The sequence below is a fragment of the Williamsia herbipolensis genome (assembly GCF_036153515.1).
Taxonomy (GTDB): domain Bacteria; phylum Actinomycetota; class Actinomycetes; order Mycobacteriales; family Mycobacteriaceae; genus Williamsia_A; species Williamsia_A herbipolensis.
In genome coordinates, this window is record NZ_CP108021.1 from 3,429,621 (window position 1) to 3,446,240 (window position 16,620).

Sequence of the window (16,620 nt, forward strand, 5' to 3'; positions counted from 1 at the left end):
GGCGTCGCTCAGACGCTGCTGCGCGACTCCTCGTCGTCGTCCTCGTCGACGGTCCCGGTGGGTCCGGCGTCCGAGTCGACCTCGGATCCCACGTCGGCGGAGCCGCGCGTGCCCGACGGTGTCGTGTGCGAGGCGCCCACGGCCGCGTCGACGACGCCGTCGGTCTCGCTGTCGACATCTCCGTCGTCCTCGATGACCAGCGCGAACTTCGGACGCGCGAGCTTGGTCTCGATGCCCCGACCGCGCAGCTCCACGCCCTCACCGATGTCCCAGCACTCGGCCTCGGCATCCGACGCCAGGTACACCGCTCGCGCCGATCCCAGGACCCGTGTCGGTTCGTCCTTGGCCATCTCGGTGAGCCGCGCCGCCTCGTTGACCGGGTCGCCGATCACGGTGTACTCGAGTCGTCGCTCGGATCCGATGTGGCCGGCGATCGCCTTGCCCGCCGAGACGCCGATGCCCACGTCGGTCTCGCCGAGGGTCCGCTCGAGCTCGATGCGCAGCTCGCGGGCCGCGGCGAGCGCCTGACCCGCGAAGTCCTGCAGGTCCAGCGGCGCACCGAAGATCGCCAGTGCGGCGTCACCCTGGAACTTGTTGATGAACCCGCCGTGGCGACCGACGGTCTCGACGACCACCTGGAAGAAGTCGTTGAGCAGATCGACGACCTCGCGCGGCGGGCGGGTCACCGCCAGTCGGGTCGATCCGACGATGTCGACGAACAACACCCCGACGTAGCGTTCCTCGCCGCCGAGTTCGGTACCCGATTCGATGGCGCGTCGTGCGACGTCCTCGCCGACGTAGCGACCGAACAGGTTCCGCAATTGCTGTCGTTCGCGCAGGTCGCCGACCATCTCGTTGAACCCGGCCTGCAACAGACCCAGGTCGCTGCCGTCGTAGATGCGGACCGAGGTGTCGTAGTTGCCCTCGCTGACCAGGCGTTGGGCGTTGCGGAGCTGCTTGATGGGATCGGCGATCGCGCCGACGAGCCGCACCAGACCGATCAACCCGAAGACGACCGACGCGACGGCCAGCCAGAGCAGCGGCCGTTGAAGACCCTCGGCGTCGGTGCGCACCAGCCCGAACTGCTGGCCCACGATGAGACCGACGATCGCCAGCAGGGGCACCACCACACTGACACTCCAGAACAGGGTGATGCGGACGGTCACGCTGGGCGCGACGGCGCTCGTCGGGTCGTTGGCCATCGCCGAGACGGTGATGGGACGCAACACCTTCTCCGACTGCATGTAACCCAGTACGCAGGAGACGAAACCGCCGATCGCCGACGCGATCCACACCACCAGCGCCGTCGCGCCCGAGGCGGGGAGGTTCAGCAGCGCGAACAGGATGCCACCGACGGTCCACAACCCGAGGTTCACCGCGGTGAGCAGCACCGGCAGTCGCAGCGCGCGATTGCGGGCCATCTCGTTGTCGAGACGGGTGCGCCGGCGGTGCCAGATGAGCACCGGCAGCGTCAGCAGGATGCTGAGATACCCGCCGACGAAGGTGGCGGCCACCAGGTACGCGACGAACACGGCCTGGTTGGAGACACTGATCTCCTGGATTCGCACCGTGTACTGGTACGGCATGCCGAACCGCAGGAACGCGAAGGTGAACAGGGCGCCGATGATGTTCGCGCGGACGAGGTCGAGGGCCAGGATCGGCCACGGTGTGTGCGCCAGCCACCGCAACAGGTGCACACCCCGCTGCAGACGCGACTGTCTCTGGACCACCTGTTCACGGTAGCGGGCGCACAGGGTCGGCATCTGCCGTTGGTGACAGTGCCGACAGGGGGTGTCGGAGCGCGCGATTACGATCGCTCCCGTGACGTCGGTGTTCGATCGCCTGGTGGGCCAGCAGGCCGTGGTGGACGAGTTGTCGGCCGCTGCACGGTCGGCGGTGGGCGCCTCGGCGGCCCTCGACGACGCTGATGGCGGTGCCGAGTCGATGTTCGGCGACGCGGTACCCGCACCTCGCAACTCCATGACCCACGCCTGGCTGTTCACGGGTCCGCCCGGCAGCGGCCGGTCGGTGGCCGCGCAGTGCTTCGCCGCCGCCCTGCAGTGTGAGATCGCCACCGGCGCGCCCGGGAGCGAGGTCGGGTGCGGTCGTTGCCACGCCTGCGCGACGGTGATGGCCGGCACTCACGGTGACGTGCGCCGGATCGTCCCGGAGGGCCTGACGATCTCGGTGAAGCTGATCCGCGAGACGGTGCAGATCGCGTCGCGTCGTCCCGGGGTGGGGCGTTGGCAGATCGTTCTCATCGAGGACGCCGACCGGCTCACCGAGCAGGCCGCGAACGCACTGCTCAAGGTGGTCGAGGAGCCGCCGTCGCGCACGGTGATCCTGCTGTGTGCGCCGTCGGTCGATCCCGAGGACATCTCGGTGACGCTGCGTTCGCGGTGCCGCCACGTCCCGCTGACCATGCCGGGCGTCGACTCGATCGCCGAGGTGCTCGTCGGCGACGGCATCGACGCCGAGCGGGCGCGGTGGGCCGCGTCGGTCAGCGGCGGCCACGTGGGTCGGGCACGGCGCCTGGCCACCGACGAATCGGCGCGCTCCGAACGCAATCAGGCGCTGGGTCTCGCACGCGCGGCGACCAACGAGTCGACCGCGTACGGCGCGGCCGAGGCGCTGGTGAAGACCGCCGAGAACTCGGCGAAGGCCATCAGCGCCGTGCTCGACGAGGCCGAGACCGAGGAGATGCGCACAGCCTTGGGCGCGGGCGGCACCGGCAAGGGCGCCGGCGGCGCGATGCGCGGCACCGCGGGCTTCCTCAAAGACATGGAGCGGCAACAGAAGTCGCGTCGCACCCGTCTGCAGCGTGACGTGCTCGACCGGGCACTCGTCGATCTGGCCGCGCTGTTCCGTGACGCCGTCGTCGCCTCCTACGCCGCGCCGGTCGCCGCGATGCATCCCGACCACTCCGAGCAGACCCTGCGGATGGCCGGTTTCGCCTCACCCGAGAAGCTGCTCCGCTGCGTCGAGGCGGTGCTCGCGTGCCGCGAGGCCCTCGACGTGAACGTGAAACCGAAGTTCGCCGTCGACGCCATGGTCGCCGACGTCGCCACCGCTCTGCGTCGCTAGACCCGGGGCGGTCGACCCGGCGCGGTTTGTCCCCTGCCACGCACGCTCGATACACTCGGGAACGTTGCCTTCGGGCGGCACGCCGCCTTAGCTCAGTCGGTAGAGCGCTTCACTCGTAATGAAAAGGTCGCGAGTTCGATTCTCGCAGGCGGCTCCATCTGTTCGGCGTCACAGCGACGCCGTCCCCCGCACGGGTGACCCTCCGACATCGACGGTCGGTGCCCCCCGAATGACTATCGTCGTCGGCGTATCGGCATTCGATCATCGGGGGAGCGATGCGGCACGACGAGTACGTCGAACACGACGCGGTGGGCCTGGCCGACCTCGTGGCCCGCGGTGAGGTGACTGCGACAGAACTGCTCGAGGCGGCCATCGCGCGTGCCGACGCCGTGGAGCCGTCGTTGAACGCCATCACCGTCCGTCAGGACGCCCCCGCCCGCGACCGCGCGTCACGTCCCCTGGCCGGACCGCTGGCCGGGGTGCCGTTCCTGGTCAAGGACCTGTACCAGTCGCAGCGCGGTGTGGTGAGCAACAACGGATCTCGTGCATGCGCGAACGCCGTCGCCGCCGAGGACGACACCGTGGTCACTCGTTGGCTGGACGCCGGGTTGGTCATCTTCGGCCGCACCAACACGCCCGAATTCGGCGCCAAGGGGACCACCGAGCCCGAGGCGTTCGGCGCCACGCACAATCCGTGGGACCTGGCCCACACACCGGGCGGCTCGTCGGGTGGTTCGGCGGCCGCGGTGGCCGCGGGAATCGTCCCGGCGGCGGGCGCCAGCGACGGCGGTGGCTCGATCCGCATCCCGGCCGCGTGCTGCGGGCTGTTCGGACTGAAGCCGGGACGCGGGGTGGTGCCCACGGGTCCCGGCCACAGCGAGTTCCACCACGGCTCGGCCGTGACCGGTGTGGTGACCCGTACGGTCCGCGACAGTGCCGCGATGCTCGACGTGCTGCGTGGGACCGATCCTCTGGCCCCGCCGTTCGTGTTCGCCGACCCCGACACCGGCTACCTCGACGCGGTGTCGCGCGCACCGCGCCCGCTGCGGATCGGTGTGCAGCGGCTCTCCGCGCTCAACGACACCCCCGACCCGGCGGTGCTCGATGCGCTGTCGTCGACCAGCGATCTGCTGACCGATCTCGGCCACGTCGTGGAGGAGGCGCGCCCCGCCATCGACGAACAGCAGCTCGCCGACGACTTCCTTGTGCCGTGGTTCGTGCACGTCGCCTCGGCGGTCGACGACCTGCGCGCCGGCGGCGCCGGCACCTCCGACTTCGAGCTCGACACCCTGGTGATAGCCGCCATCGGTCGCACCACCAGCGCCGTCGAGCTCGAGGCGGCACTGGGACGATGGCACACCCACGTCCGTGCGCTGAGTGAGTTCCACCAGCGGTACGACCTGCTGATGACACCCACCATCGCGCGGACCGCGCCCCGTCTGGGCGACTACGCGACGTCGTCACTCGAGCGACTCGCGGCACGCTCGGTGCTCTCGGCCCGACTGGGCCGCTTTATCGACGCGACCGGGACGGTCACCGCGGCGATCCTCCGCAACCTGTCGTGGGTGCCCTACACGCAGCTCGCCAACCTCACGGGTCGTCCGGCGGCGAGCATCCCGCTGCACCAGGCGCCCGACGGCCTACCGATCGGCATCCAATTCGTGGCTCCACCCGGCGGCGAGGGCCTGCTGTTCTCGCTGGCCGGACAGCTCGAGCAGGCGTCGCCATGGCGCGATCGCCGTCCCGCTTTGTAGGCTCGAACCGGTTCGGGGCTTGCGGTCCGCGAGGAGAGGAGACGCTCGTGAACACCTTCCAGAAATCGGCTGCGGTGTGGAACTCGTTCTTCACACGTCTCATGCGGGTTCCCCTGCTGGACAAGGTGATCGGCAAGTCCACGGCCATCATCACCTACACGGGTCGTAAGTCGGGGAAGACGATCAGCCTGCCGGTGAGCTTCTCGCGATCGGGCGAGACGCTGACGGTGCGGGTGATGATGCCGGACAAGAAGAACTGGTGGCGCAACTTCACCGGGACCGGGGATCGCGTCACCGTCGACATCGCCGGCGTCGAACGCGCCGGCCACGCGGTCACCTCGCGGAGCGACTCCGGCGCGGTGTCGGTGCGCATCGACCTCGAATCGTCCGCCCGCTGACGCGGGCCAGGCAGCGCGGCACCTGCTAGGTTTACTCACGTATAGTTTGCCGCGTACTCGGACGAGGATCCCCCATGACCGCAGCCACCCCGACCGACGCAGCGTCCTCGCGTCGGTCCCTCGTCGTGTCGGCCCTGGGCACGCTGCTGGTGTTGGTCGCATTCACCGCGCCGCTGTCGACGCTGAACGTGACCGCCGCATCGCTGGGCGCCGACGTGAGCGGCAAGACCTGGATCCTGAGCTCGATGAGCATCGGCCTGGCCGCGGCCCTGCTGTCGGCGGGGACCATCGCCGACGACTTCGGTCGTCGTCGCACCCTCACCCTCGGTCTCGTCCTCATGGCCGTCGGATCCGTTGTGGGCGTGCTGGTCCCGGATGTCCTCGTGTTCGTGCTGACCCGCGTGGTCGTCGGGATCGGTGGGGCCGCGGTGATCGCGTCGAGCCTGGGCATCATCGCCCACACCTTCGCGCCCGGCCCGGCGCGGGCGGCGGCGAGCGGTGTCTGGGGAGCGAGCGTGGGCGCGGGTATCGCGATCGGGCCGCTGCTCTCGGCACTGCTGGAGAAGGCGCACAGCTGGCACGACGCCTACTGGGTCCTCGCCGCCGCGTCGCTGGTCCTGGCCGGGGTCGCCGAACGGGTGGTGCCCGAATCGCGTTCGGACACACCGCGTGGTCTCGATCTGCCGGGCGCCCTGCTGTTCGCCGGCGGGATCGCGACCCTGCTGGCCGGCCTCGTCGAGGGACGGCAGGGGTGGGGGCAGCCCGTGGTGATCGTGGTGTTCGTCGCATCGGCGGTGCTGCTCGCCTCGTTCGTGATCGTCGAACACCGCAGCGCGACATCGATGCTCGACCTGTCGCTGCTGCGATCACCGGCCTTCGGGGCCGCCACCCTCGCCGCCGTGGCGATCGGTGCCGGTGCGATCGCGCTCATGTCCTACATGTCGGGCTTCCTCGGTGCGGCGCTCGGGGTCTCGGCTCTCGGCGCCGCGCTGCTGCTGTTCGCGTGGTCGGGCACATCCGTCGTCACCGCGCTGCTGGCCCGCCGCATCCCCGCCCGGATCTCGGGACGGGTCCAGCTCGGCGTCGGGTTGCTCGGCGTCGCCGTCGGTCTCGCCGGTCTGACCGGAATCGGTGAGGGCTCGGGATGGCCGCGATTCCTCCCGGGGCTGCTGTTCGCGGGGATCGCGACCGGCGTGGTGAACGCCAACCTGGGTAAGGAGGCCGTGGCGAGTGTCCCGGCCGGACGCGGCGGGATGGGCAGTGGGGCCAACAACACCGCCCGCTACGTGGGGTCGGCGATCGGTGTGACGATCGTGTCGGTGATCGCCACCCACCCGGGACCCGGATCGGTCACCGCCGATCTCGTCCACGGCTGGAACACCGCATCGGTGGTGACGGCGGTCATCTCGGCCGTGGGCGGTTTGGTGGTGCTGTGCCTCCACGTGCGGGCCACTAAGCTCTCGACCAACGCCCTCGCGGGCCCGACAGTGCAGGTGGCCGACAAGCTGTGAGCGTTCTCGTGTGTTTCCACGCCCATCCCGACGACGAGGTGTTCAGCACCGGCGGCACGATGCGCCGCGCCTCCGACGACGGTCACCGCGTGGTGCTGGTGACGGCCACCGACGGGGCGCGGGGCGAGTTCCCACCGGACCTGCTGGCCGAGGGGGAGTCGTTGCTCGAGCGACGTCGTGTCGAGTTGCAGCGCTCGGCCGAGATCCTGGGCGTGCATCGACTCGTGATGTTCGACTACCCCGACTCGGGGATGGCCGGTACCGACGACAACGCCAACCCCGACGCGTTCACGAACGTGGACGTCGAGACGGCGGCACAGCGCCTCGCCGACATCCTCGTGGAGGAGAAGGCCGACGTGGTCACCTTCTACGACAGCAACGGCGGGTACGGGCACCCCGATCACATCGCGGTTCACCACGTCGGTCGGCGTGCCGCCGAGATCGCCGGTACACCACACAGTTTCGAGAACGTGGCGAACCGCGACCGTATGCGCGAGATGATGAAGATCAATCCGCGGTGGTCGGAGGAGGAGTCCCCGGTCGACATCGAGACGTTCGGCGTCCCGGCCGCCGAGATCACCGTCGAGGTCGACGTGAGCGACCTCATCGAGATCAAGCGCGCCGCGATGGTCGCCCACGCCACCCAGATCGGTGACTTCGGGCCGTTCCTGGAGATGCCGGTCGAGATCTTGACCGCGGCGTTCGGTCTCGAGTCGTTCCGACGTGCCGATCTCGTGCTCGAGCCGATGCGCGACCGTCTGCCGCTGTAGTCGGTTCAGCCGATGGTGGCGTGCATCTCCCACACGATGACCTCGGCGCCGACGTCGGTCGAGAGCGTCTGACCACCGCCTCCGGCGATCCGCACGGCGTCTCCCTCGGTCAGCGGACCGACCCCTTCCAGCGAGGCGGTGCCCCGCGCGACGAACACGTGCAGGAACGGCGCGTCGGGGAGCGTGACCGGGCTCGCGTCGGGCTGCAGTCGTGCGACATGCATGGCCGCGTACTTGTTCTTGATGCGGATGGCCGAGTGGTCGGCGTACTGCGGCATCCCCGAAGCGACCGGGACCAACCCACCGGAGAGCAGATCGTGATCGATCTCGAGTTGCTCGTAGGTCGGGGTGATACCGGCCTCGTCGGGGACGACCCACATCTGTACGAAGTGCACGGGTTCGGCGTGCTCGGAGCGGTACGCGCCCGCCACGTCGCCGAGTCGCCACGAGTCGTTCTTCTCCGAGTGCATGATGCCCGTGCCGGCGCTCATGCGTTGTGCGAGACCGGGATAGATCACCCCGGAGTGCCCCATCGAGTCCTGGTGGACCAGTGACCCCTGGAGCACCCATGTCACGATCTCCATGTCACGGTGCGGATGGGTGTCGAAACCCTGTCCGGGCGTGACGATGTCGTCGTTGTTGACCAGCAACACCCCGTGGTGGGTGTTGTCCGGATCGTAGTGACTGCTGAACGAGAAGCTGTGCTTCGAGTCGAGCCACCCGATCCGGGTCTTGTACCGGTCGTCGGAACGACGGAGATCGATGTTCGGGGTGACCGCGGTGCTCATGAGGCCAGTTTGCCCGCGATGGTGACCACACGGGTGCCGAGGTGCTCGAGCGCGGCGGTGGTGGCGTCGTTGATCTCGTCGGTGTTGTTCGGGCCGGTGACGTGGCCGACGCCGTAGGGGTTACCGTCGGCGAACTTCAGGCCGTCGGTGTAGCCGGGCGCCACGATGATGCCGCCCCAGTGCATGAACGAGGTGTACAGCGCCTGCAGCGTGGTCTCCTGGCCGCCGTGCAGGGTCTGGCTGGAGGTGAACCCGGCGTAGGCCTTGTCGGCGAGCTTGCCCTGGGCCCACAGACCGCCGAGGCCGTCCATGAAGGTCTGGAACGGGGCCGCGGTGTTGCCGAAGCGGGTCGGCGAGCCGAAGATCACGCCGTCGGCCCACACGATGTCGTCGCCGGTGGCAGCCGGCTGATCCTTGGTGGCCTCATAGTTCGCGGTCCAGGCCGGGTTCTCGGCGAACACCGACGGGTCGGTGGTCTCGGCGATGTGGCGCACACGCACCTCGGCGCCGGCCTTCTCTGCTGCGGCGGCGATGGTGTTGGCCATCGTGGTCCCGTGGCCGGTGGCGGAGTAGTAGAGGATCGCGAGCTTGGTCATGTCGGTGACGCCTTTCGTCGGTGGGGTCGCGCGGACTGTCGTCCCCGACGGTACCGAAGATGATTGCGTTGTCAACCAAATGTCGTATTCTAGGAGGCATGACCGAGACGCAATGGCTCACCGCGGACGAGCAGCGGATGTGGCGTGCCTACCTCGACTCCATGCGGATGCTGGTCACGCGTCTCGACCAGCAGCTCGCCCGCGACGCCGGGATCTCGCTCACCGACTACGAACTGCTGGTCACGCTGTCCGAGGCGCCCGAACGGCGGATGCGCATGTCGATGCTGGCGACCGCCGTCACCGCGACCCGAAGTGGCGTCACCAGGGCGATCAACCGATTGGTCGAGTCCGGATGGGTCGAGCGCGTGCCGTGTCCGGACGATCGCCGCGGCGCGCTCGCGGTGCTCACCGACGCCGGCGCCGCGAAGTTGGCCGATGCCAGTCCCGGACATGTCGCCGAGGTGCGCACGAACGTCTTCGACGTGCTCTCGCCTCGCGACGTCGAGCGGCTGACCTCGACCTACAGCGAGATGCGCAGTCACATGTCGGAGACGGCGCCTCGTCGGTGAGTGGTTTCATCGACAACTTTGTGCCGAGTGCTGCCGTGCGTGGTGCGTGCCCTGGGACGACAATCGACGGCTATGGGCGACGTCATCGAGGTTCCTGTGATCGATCTGTCGGGACCGCGTCACGACGTGGTCGCCGAGGTCGACGACGCCTGTAGGCGCGTCGGCTTCCTGCAGATCGTGGGTCACGGGATCGACGCCGCGGTGGCCGACGGACTGGCCGACGCGATGGATGCCTTCTTCGCACTGCCGGCCGAGGTGCGCGCCGGCTATCGGGTCCCCGGAGCCAATCGCGGATACAGCCCGCCGAAGAGCGAGTCGCTCAGCCTGAGTCTCGGCGTCGAGTCGGCGGCCCGGATGAACGACTTCTTCGAGGCCTTCAACGTCGGTGTCGAGGGCCGATCGTTCCCCGGCCTCGACCTCGACGAGAACGATTACGGCATCAACCTCTGGCCCGACGTCGCCGGCTTCCGCGAGAACGTGGAGGCCTGGTTCGCCGAGGCCGGACGGGTGGCACGCGCACTGACCTCGATCTTCGCCGAGGCACTGCACCTGCCGCCGGACTTCTTCACGGCGATCACCGACCACTCGATCGACGTGCTGCGCATGAACAACTACGCGCTGCCGCCGGGCACCCTCGCACCGGACGGTGAGCTCACCGGGATGGGCGAACACACCGACTTCGGCATCGTCACCGTCCTGTGGGCCGATCCGATCCCGGGACTGCAGATCGTCGGCCCCGATGGGCGGTGGCAGGACGTGTCGCCGATCGACGGAGCGCTGTTGGTGAACCTCGGTGACCTGACCGCGCGGCTCACCAACGATCAATGGCGTTCGACCCTGCATCGCGTGCGACCGCCGGTGGTCGACGGCGCGATCCGACGGCGACGTTCGGCGGCGTTCTTCCACGACGGCAATCCCGATGCGGTGATCGCCACGCTTCCCGGTTTCGATTCCGCCGCAGACGGTCTGGCGTATGCACCGATCCGGGTCCGCGACCACATCGCGGCGAAGCTGGCGGGCTCACGGCAGGGTCGGTCGAACGCAGCAGCGATCCGCGAGGCGCAACGCGTCCTCGACGCCCGCTAGCGGCTGCCCGCGCTCTCGAGCTTGGACAGGAGCGTCACCAGGGTGGCCACCTCGTCGGGGTCGAGGGCGGAGAAGGCGTCGGGCGCGGGGTCGTCGGTGGCCATGGCGTCGTCGAGCATCGCGCGCCCCGCATCGGTGAGCGACACCAGTTTCCGGCGTCGGTTCGTCGGGTCGACCGACCGCTCCGCCAGACCTCGCTTCTCGAGTTCGTTCACCCCGACCGTCGCCGCCGGAGCGTCGATGGAGGCCGCGGCGGCCAGGTCGCCGATGGTGACCGGGCCCGCCGCGACGCGCCGCAGCAGCCGGAAGTGATTGAACGGCAACCCGGTCCGGGCCATCATGGCCTTGCGCCACGGTCCGCGGTTGTCGATCACGAAGTGCGCCATCACCTGCCAGGCGCGGGTGCGCGCATCAGACATGCGCCGGGTCCTTCGGTTCGGTCGGTGTGAACAGGAACGCCGTCTTCTCGACGGTGTTCTTCGCCCACGCGGTGGTGCTCATGATGCCCAGCGCGGTGATCGCGAGCGCGAGGCCGGTGGTCACCCACCACAGCGGCTGCACCGCGTCGGTGAACGAGCCGTCCGACGCGGTGACCGCCGCGCCGGCGATCGAGCCGCTGATCGCGACACCCAGACTGACGCCGAGCTGGCGACTCGTCGACGCCACGGCCGAGGCCGCACCGGCCCGGTCGCGCGGCATGCCGCTGACCGCTGACGTCGTGATGGGGGCGTTGACCAGACCGAACCCGACCCCGAACAGTCCGAAGGTGATGATGAGCTGCCACACGGGTGTGGTGGGTGTGAACGTGGTGAGCAGTATCGATGCCACCGCCAGCAGGAGGCCCGAGACGATGAGCGACGGGCGGGTGCCGTACTTGCCGACGAGTCGACCGGAGATCGGCGAGAAGATCAGCGTGCCCACCGCGATGGGGAGGTAGATGACGCCGGTGTGGATGGCGGAGTACCCACGGACGTTCTGCAGGTAGTTCGACATCAGGAACAGGAATCCGCCGTACGCGGCGAAGGCCAGGATGCCGATGACCGTGGCCGTCGCGAACGGGACGCTGCGGAAGAACCGCAGGTCGATGAACGGCGACGCATGACGGCGTTCGTGGCGGATGAAGCCGACCAGACCGATGATCGCCACGGCGAAGATGGCGAGCGATCGTGGGTCACCCCAACCCATGTTCGGGCCCTCGATGAGTCCCGACACCAGCGCCGCCATGAAGACGATGCCCAGCGCCTGACCGATCGGGTCGAGTCGACGCACGGTCGACGACTTCGACTCGGGCACGAAGATCGCGGCCAACACGACGGCGGCGGCACAGATCGGCAGGTTGATCCAGAACACCGCCTTCCAGTCGAGGAGGTCGATGAGGACGCCGCCCACCATCGGCCCCAGGGCCATCGAGATGCCGACCACCGCACCCCAGATACCGACGGCGCGTGCACGTTCGGCGCGACCGGTGAACACCTGGGTGATGATCGACATCGCCACGGGATTCAGCATCGAACCGCCGATCGCCTGCACGAATCGCGCGGCGATGAGCATCTCGACGCTGGTCGAGAGACTGCAGAGCAGCGATCCGAGCGCGAAGACGGTGAGGCCGATCTGGAAGATGCGTCGGCGGCCGATGCGATCGGCCATGGCACCGGAGAGCAACAGCAGGCTGGCGAGCACCAGCGTGTAGATGTCGATCACCCACTGCAGACCCGACACCGAGGCGTTCAGATCGCGACGGATCGCGGGGATGGCGACGTTCACGATCGTCGCGTCCATCGACACGATGAGCAGGCTCAGACAACACGTCCCCAGGATGATCATCTTGCGCCGCGCGCTGTACTCGATCTCGTCCACCAAACCATTGTGAAAGTACAACTGTTAGTCGATCAAGCGATTCGCGAGTGGGATGGGTCACCCCACGCCGCCGACCATGTCGAAACCGATCGCCGAGGGTGCCGATAGCGTCTGTCGGGTGGACAGTTCTCCTGACGTGACCGCGCGATCATGACCGGCGCGCTCGACGGCGTCGTCGTGGCCGACTTCAGTCGGGTACTGGCCGGGCCGTACGCGACGATGATGATGGGCGACCTCGGGGCCGAGGTGGTCAAGGTGGAGCGTCCGCGCACCGGCGACGACACCCGGTCCTGGGGGCCGCCGTACCTGCCGGCCGACGAGAGCACCGACCCGATGGCGACGTACTTCGCGTCGGTGAACCGCAACAAGACCTCACTCGTCGTCGATCTGCAGACCGAGGACGGGCGCGAGCGGGCGCGCGACCTGGTGCGCCGATCGGATGTGGTGATCGAGAACTTCCGGGCCGGCACCATGGAGCGTCTCGGACTCGGCTACGACACCCTCGTCGCCGAGAAGCCGGATCTCATCTATTGCGCCATCACCGGTTTCGGGCGCGACGGTGGCGCCGACATCCCGGGGTACGACCTGCTGATCCAGGCCATGAGCGGACTGATGAGCATCACCGGCCCGGATGACTCGCCCAGCAAGGTGGGTGTGGCCGTGGTCGACGTCCTCACCGGCGTGCACGCCGTCGCGGGGATCCTCGCGGCCCTGCGGCACCGCGACCGGACGGGCGAGGGACAGCGCGTCGATCTCAACCTGTTCATGGTGGCGCTGTCGTCCATGGCGAACATGACCACGGCATACCTCGGCGCCGATGTCGTGCCGCGCTCGATGGGTAACCGCCACCCCAGCATCGTCCCCTACGAGGTGTTCTCGACCGCGGATCGTCCCCTGGCGCTCGCGGTGGGCAACGACACGCAGTTCGCCCGTCTGGCAACGGCATTGGGCGTCCCGGAGCTGGTCGATGACGAGAGGTACGCCACGAACACCGCGCGCGTCGCCCACCGCGACGCCCTCGTCGCCGACCTGACCGAGAAGCTGCGACGCGAAGGGGCTGACCGCTGGTATCAGGTGCTCACCCGCGCCGGTGTGCCCGCCGGCCCCATCAACGACATCGCCGAGGCATTCACCTTCGCCCGCTCGATCGGCATCGAACCGGCCGTCGACGTCGAGGGCACCGACATCCCGGCCGTCGGCAACCCGATCGGGATGTCGCTGACACCGCCGACCTACCGCCTCCCGCCGCCGGTGCTGCCCACCTGACGTCGTTACGTGCCCACCTGACGTCGTTACGTGCCCAACTGCGGTCGTTACGTGCCCAACTGGCGGGTGGGGGTCACGGGCGGGGGTCGGTGGGGAGGAGGCCGTGGAGGACGACGTCGTGGCGGCGGCCGCCCTTGCCGAGGCGGGCCGATCGGAGCACGCCCTCCTCGACGAATCCGCACCGCGCGGCCACACGACGCGACGCCGGGTTGTCGGCGTGGGCGTCCAACGCGATGCGCCGCGCGCCGATCGCCCACGAGTAGTCGACGAGCAACACCGTCGCGCGGGTGGCGATCCCGTGTCCGCGCGCCCAGGGCGACACCATGTACCCGATTTCGGTGACGGCCGATTCCTCGTCGCGGATGCGCAGGCCGCAGGTACCGATCAGCGCATCGTCGGCGTCGGCGATGGCCACCTCGAAACCCGGCCACACCTTCGATGCCGACGCATCGACGAACTCGACCGCGTCGGCGCGGGTGTACGGGCTCGGGATCGAGGTGAACGCCGCCGAGTCGGGGTCGAGGGAGGTGGCCAGCACCGCATCGACGTCCTCGACCTCGAGGGGCCGCAGGGTGATCACGCCGTCGGTGAGGATCGGGATGGTGCGCGGCCAGTCCATCAGCCCACCGCCCCGTCGCCGCGCCCGAGCGATCGCATCAGGTCGGTCATGATCGCCCCCCGCGCACCGGTGGCGTTCTCGTGCCGCGCATCGACGCGCATCAGCGCGCTCACCGGGATACGCAGTCTCCCTTCACGTTCTCGTAGTCGGGCGATCGCCGATCCGGGCGGTTCGTCGTAGAGCACCGTCCACGCGTCGGGCTGGTTGATCAGTTCCAGGGTCGCGGTGTGGTCGGCGGGCACGGGTGGGCCGTAGCGCGGCGTGAGACCGACGTCGGCGAACGCGTCGCGGATCACGGTGTGCAGCAACACCTGCTGCTTCTGCGGTGGCATGATCAGCGGGTGGCGCGCGAGGTCGGCCAACGCGACATCGGCGGTGCCGGCGAGCGGATGCTTCTCCGACATGGCCACCGTCAGCTCTTCCACCCACAGTTGTGACACGTGCAGGCGGCTGTCGACGATGGTGCCGCGGATGAGTGCGATGTCGACGTCGCCGGACACCACGGCATCGACCCGCTGCTGGAAACTCTTGATGACGAACTCGATCTCGACGCCCGGGTGACGTTCGCGGACCGCGGCGATGGCAGCCAACGACCGCCGCGCGAAGGTCATGTTGGCCGCAAGCCGTACCCGCGAGCCGGGATCACGTACGGCCGCGTACGCACGGTTCTCGAGGTCGATGATCTGGCGCGCGATGGGCAGGAGACGTTCCCCGGCCTCGGTCACGCTGACCGCACGGGTCGACCGTTCGAGCAGGGTGGCCCCGAGGTCGCGTTCGAGGCGGGCGATCTGATGACTGATCGCCGACTGCGAGATGAACGTCCGCTGCGCGGCACGACTGAAGCTCAGCTCGTCGCACACGGCGACGAAATAGGTGAGCTGGCGCAGTTCCATTCGGGCCTCCGGGTGTCGTCCCCCGGGAACGTTACCGCCATTCATGAGTGATCGCGATGAGTTCCATCTGAGAAACGCGCGTGACGACGGGATCAAACCGCAGCACCATGGACGTTGGTCATGAGTAGAAGTGATCGGAAAGCGAGGGAGAACGAGATGCGTACAGACGATGCGACCTACTACGACGTGGTGATCGTCGGTTCGGGCTTCGGCGGACTGGCCGCAGCGCGCCGACTGCGCGGTCGCGGCAAGAGCGCTCTGCTGATCTCGAGCACCCCCGAATACCTCTTCCAGCCCCTGCTCTACCAGGTGGCAACCGGTGTCCTGCACCGCGACGACATCGCACCTCGCACCGACACACTGCTGCGCCGGCATCGCGACGTCGAGGTCGTCGAGGGCGAGGTCACCGCGGTCGACGCGATGCCCGCCGTCCTCACCTACCGGGCCGACGGACGTGACCACCGCGTGCGCTACGGCTCGCTGATCGCCGCGACCGGGGCCGCGCAGAGCTACTTCGGGCGCGACGAGTACGCCGATCGCACCTTCGCCCTCAAGACCATCGACGACGCCACCCGTCTGCGCGCGCACCTGCGCGCATGCTTCGACGCTCCCGCTCAGGACACCGCGGCCACCACGTTCGTCGTGGTCGGTGCGGGTGCGACCGGTGTCGAGGTCGCCGGTCAGATCGCCGAGTTGGCGCGCCGGCACGAACACCGCGAGGTCGCCATCACCGTGGTCGAGGGACTCGATGAGGTGCTGCCCGCGTTCGGCGGCGGGCTGAGCGACTACACCCGCGCATCGTTGGAGAAGGCCGGCGTCGAGGTGCTCACCGGATCGATGGTCACCGACATCGCCGACGGCGTCGTCACCATCGACGTCCACGACGGCGCCGCGACCCGCAAGATCACCACCGACACCGTCGTGTGGTCGGCCGGGGTCGCCGCGAGCGGCTTCGCCGGAGTCCTGGCCGAGGCGACCGGGTGCGACACCGACCGCGCCGGACGCCTGCTCGTCAACGACGATCTCACCGTCGGCGGCGTCGCCAACATCTACGCCATCGGCGACATGACATCGCTGCACGACTACCCCGGCCAGAGCCCGGTCGCCATGCAGCAGGGTCGCCACGCCGTCGACATCATCACGCGCAAGCTCTACCCCGGCAGCGCGTTCCACTACCTCGACAAGGGGTCGATGTCGATCATCAGCCGCGGACGCGCGGTCGCGAAGCTGACCGAGCGGATCACCTTCCGCGGCCTGCTCGCCTTCGGCGCCTGGCTCGCGGTGCACCTCTACTACCTCGCGGGCATGGGCAACCGGGCGAAGGCGGTCGTCGCCTGGATCCGGTCGTTCCTCGGCACCGCCCGCCCGGGCTTCGCCGAGGTGACCCGCACGCCGCAGGAGCACCGCGAACGCATCGCCGGCTGACCGG

At 68.9% G+C, this 16,620-nt stretch carries 16 protein-coding genes and 1 tRNA gene; 10 read left to right on the forward strand and 7 right to left on the reverse strand.

Annotated features, from left to right (window positions below; genetic code table 11):
* Positions 1-8: 8 nt before the first annotated feature.
* Positions 9-1,763: an adenylate/guanylate cyclase domain-containing protein gene (locus tag OG579_RS15715; protein ID WP_328856701.1), complete on the reverse strand. Its 1,755-nt coding sequence runs from the start codon at positions 1,761-1,763 to the stop codon at positions 9-11.
* Between the two features lie 58 nt (positions 1,764-1,821).
* Here OG579_RS15715 and OG579_RS15720 point away from each other — a divergent pair, with 58 nt between their 5' ends.
* The 6 genes from OG579_RS15720 to OG579_RS15745 all read left to right on the forward strand — a co-directional run bounded on the left by OG579_RS15720 (position 1,822) and on the right by OG579_RS15745 (position 7,517).
* Positions 1,822-3,084: a DNA polymerase III subunit delta' gene (locus tag OG579_RS15720; RefSeq protein ID WP_328856702.1), complete on the forward strand. Its 1,263-nt coding sequence runs from the start codon at positions 1,822-1,824 to the stop codon at positions 3,082-3,084.
* Positions 3,085-3,165: 81 nt separating this feature from the next.
* A tRNA-Thr gene (locus OG579_RS15725) sits at positions 3,166-3,241 on the forward strand.
* Positions 3,242-3,359: 118 nt separating this feature from the next.
* Positions 3,360-4,838, forward strand: a complete 1,479-nt coding sequence (locus tag OG579_RS15730) for an amidase (protein WP_328856703.1) — start codon at positions 3,360-3,362, stop codon at positions 4,836-4,838.
* A gap of 47 nt (positions 4,839-4,885) precedes the next feature.
* On the forward strand, positions 4,886-5,236 hold the full coding sequence (locus tag OG579_RS15735; RefSeq protein WP_328856704.1) for a PNPOx family protein: 351 nt from the start codon (positions 4,886-4,888) through the stop codon (positions 5,234-5,236).
* 74 nt (positions 5,237-5,310) lie between these two features.
* The gene (locus OG579_RS15740; RefSeq protein ID WP_328856705.1) at positions 5,311-6,747 is read left to right on the forward strand and encodes an MFS transporter; all 1,437 of its coding nucleotides are present in this window, start codon (positions 5,311-5,313) and stop codon (positions 6,745-6,747) included.
* Complete coding sequence (locus OG579_RS15745) at positions 6,744-7,517, forward strand: PIG-L family deacetylase (protein WP_045821529.1); 774 nt, start codon at positions 6,744-6,746, stop codon at positions 7,515-7,517. The genes OG579_RS15740 and OG579_RS15745 overlap by 4 nt, the downstream gene beginning before the upstream one ends.
* Positions 7,518-7,522: 5 nt before the next feature.
* On the opposite strand, the gene OG579_RS15750 is transcribed toward OG579_RS15745, so the two are convergent.
* A complete protein-coding gene (locus tag OG579_RS15750; RefSeq protein ID WP_328856706.1) occupies positions 7,523-8,305 on the reverse strand; it encodes a pirin family protein in 783 nt (260 codons plus the stop codon).
* A complete protein-coding gene (gene wrbA, locus OG579_RS15755; RefSeq protein ID WP_045821531.1) occupies positions 8,302-8,901 on the reverse strand; it encodes an NAD(P)H:quinone oxidoreductase in 600 nt (199 codons plus the stop codon). Before wrbA ends, OG579_RS15750 begins: the two co-directional genes overlap by 4 nt.
* 98 nt (positions 8,902-8,999) lie before the next feature.
* Between wrbA and OG579_RS15760 the strand changes: the two genes are divergently transcribed.
* Complete coding sequence (locus tag OG579_RS15760) at positions 9,000-9,470, forward strand: MarR family winged helix-turn-helix transcriptional regulator (RefSeq protein ID WP_045821532.1); 471 nt, start codon at positions 9,000-9,002, stop codon at positions 9,468-9,470.
* Positions 9,471-9,542: 72 nt separating this feature from the next.
* Positions 9,543-10,556 carry an isopenicillin N synthase family dioxygenase gene (locus OG579_RS15765; protein WP_408068688.1) on the forward strand — a complete coding sequence of 338 codons (1,014 nt, stop codon included), beginning with the start codon at positions 9,543-9,545 and terminating at the stop codon, positions 10,554-10,556.
* Here the strand turns inward: OG579_RS15765 and OG579_RS15770 are convergent.
* Positions 10,553-10,975 (reverse strand): MarR family winged helix-turn-helix transcriptional regulator, encoded by a 423-nt coding sequence (locus OG579_RS15770; protein WP_328856708.1) that lies wholly within the window; start codon positions 10,973-10,975, stop codon positions 10,553-10,555. The two genes, OG579_RS15765 and OG579_RS15770, sit on opposite strands and share 4 nt — an antisense overlap.
* Positions 10,968-12,380: an MFS transporter gene (locus OG579_RS15775; protein WP_328859266.1), complete on the reverse strand. Its 1,413-nt coding sequence runs from the start codon at positions 12,378-12,380 to the stop codon at positions 10,968-10,970. The genes OG579_RS15770 and OG579_RS15775 overlap by 8 nt, the downstream gene beginning before the upstream one ends.
* Before the next feature lie 180 nt (positions 12,381-12,560).
* Here OG579_RS15775 and OG579_RS15780 point away from each other — a divergent pair, with 180 nt between their 5' ends.
* Positions 12,561-13,679, forward strand: a complete 1,119-nt coding sequence (locus OG579_RS15780; protein WP_328859267.1) for a CaiB/BaiF CoA transferase family protein — start codon at positions 12,561-12,563, stop codon at positions 13,677-13,679.
* Between the two features lie 73 nt (positions 13,680-13,752).
* Here the strand turns inward: OG579_RS15780 and OG579_RS15785 are convergent, their stop codons facing one another.
* The gene (locus OG579_RS15785) at positions 13,753-14,298 is read right to left on the reverse strand and encodes a GNAT family N-acetyltransferase (protein ID WP_328856709.1); all 546 of its coding nucleotides are present in this window, start codon (positions 14,296-14,298) and stop codon (positions 13,753-13,755) included.
* Positions 14,298-15,191 carry a LysR family transcriptional regulator gene (locus OG579_RS15790; protein WP_328856710.1) on the reverse strand — a complete coding sequence of 298 codons (894 nt, stop codon included), beginning with the start codon at positions 15,189-15,191 and terminating at the stop codon, positions 14,298-14,300. The genes OG579_RS15785 and OG579_RS15790 overlap by 1 nt, the downstream gene beginning before the upstream one ends.
* A gap of 156 nt (positions 15,192-15,347) precedes the next feature.
* Between OG579_RS15790 and OG579_RS15795 the strand changes: the two genes are divergently transcribed.
* Positions 15,348-16,616 carry an NAD(P)/FAD-dependent oxidoreductase gene (locus OG579_RS15795; RefSeq protein ID WP_328856711.1) on the forward strand — a complete coding sequence of 423 codons (1,269 nt, stop codon included), beginning with the start codon at positions 15,348-15,350 and terminating at the stop codon, positions 16,614-16,616.
* The last annotated feature ends 4 nt before the right edge of the window (positions 16,617-16,620 follow it).

Coding starts and splice junctions, on each gene's coding strand:
- wrbA (WP_045821531.1), bottom strand. CDS start 8,901: ATGACCAAGCTCGCGATCCTCTACTACTCCGCCACCGGCCACGGGACC.
- OG579_RS15790 (WP_328856710.1), bottom strand. CDS start 15,191: ATGGAACTGCGCCAGCTCACCTATTTCGTCGCCGTGTGCGACGAGCTG.
- OG579_RS15730 (WP_328856703.1), top strand. CDS start 3,360: ATGCGGCACGACGAGTACGTCGAACACGACGCGGTGGGCCTGGCCGAC.
- OG579_RS15715 (WP_328856701.1), bottom strand. CDS start 1,763: ATGCCGACCCTGTGCGCCCGCTACCGTGAACAGGTGGTCCAGAGACAG.
- OG579_RS15775 (WP_328859266.1), bottom strand. CDS start 12,380: ATGATCATCCTGGGGACGTGTTGTCTGAGCCTGCTCATCGTGTCGATG.
- OG579_RS15795 (WP_328856711.1), top strand. CDS start 15,348: ATGCGTACAGACGATGCGACCTACTACGACGTGGTGATCGTCGGTTCG.
- OG579_RS15785 (WP_328856709.1), bottom strand. CDS start 14,298: ATGGACTGGCCGCGCACCATCCCGATCCTCACCGACGGCGTGATCACC.
- OG579_RS15740 (WP_328856705.1), top strand. CDS start 5,311: ATGACCGCAGCCACCCCGACCGACGCAGCGTCCTCGCGTCGGTCCCTC.
- OG579_RS15750 (WP_328856706.1), bottom strand. CDS start 8,305: ATGAGCACCGCGGTCACCCCGAACATCGATCTCCGTCGTTCCGACGAC.
- OG579_RS15770 (WP_328856708.1), bottom strand. CDS start 10,975: ATGTCTGATGCGCGCACCCGCGCCTGGCAGGTGATGGCGCACTTCGTG.
- OG579_RS15760 (WP_045821532.1), top strand. CDS start 9,000: ATGACCGAGACGCAATGGCTCACCGCGGACGAGCAGCGGATGTGGCGT.
- OG579_RS15765 (WP_408068688.1), top strand. CDS start 9,543: ATGGGCGACGTCATCGAGGTTCCTGTGATCGATCTGTCGGGACCGCGT.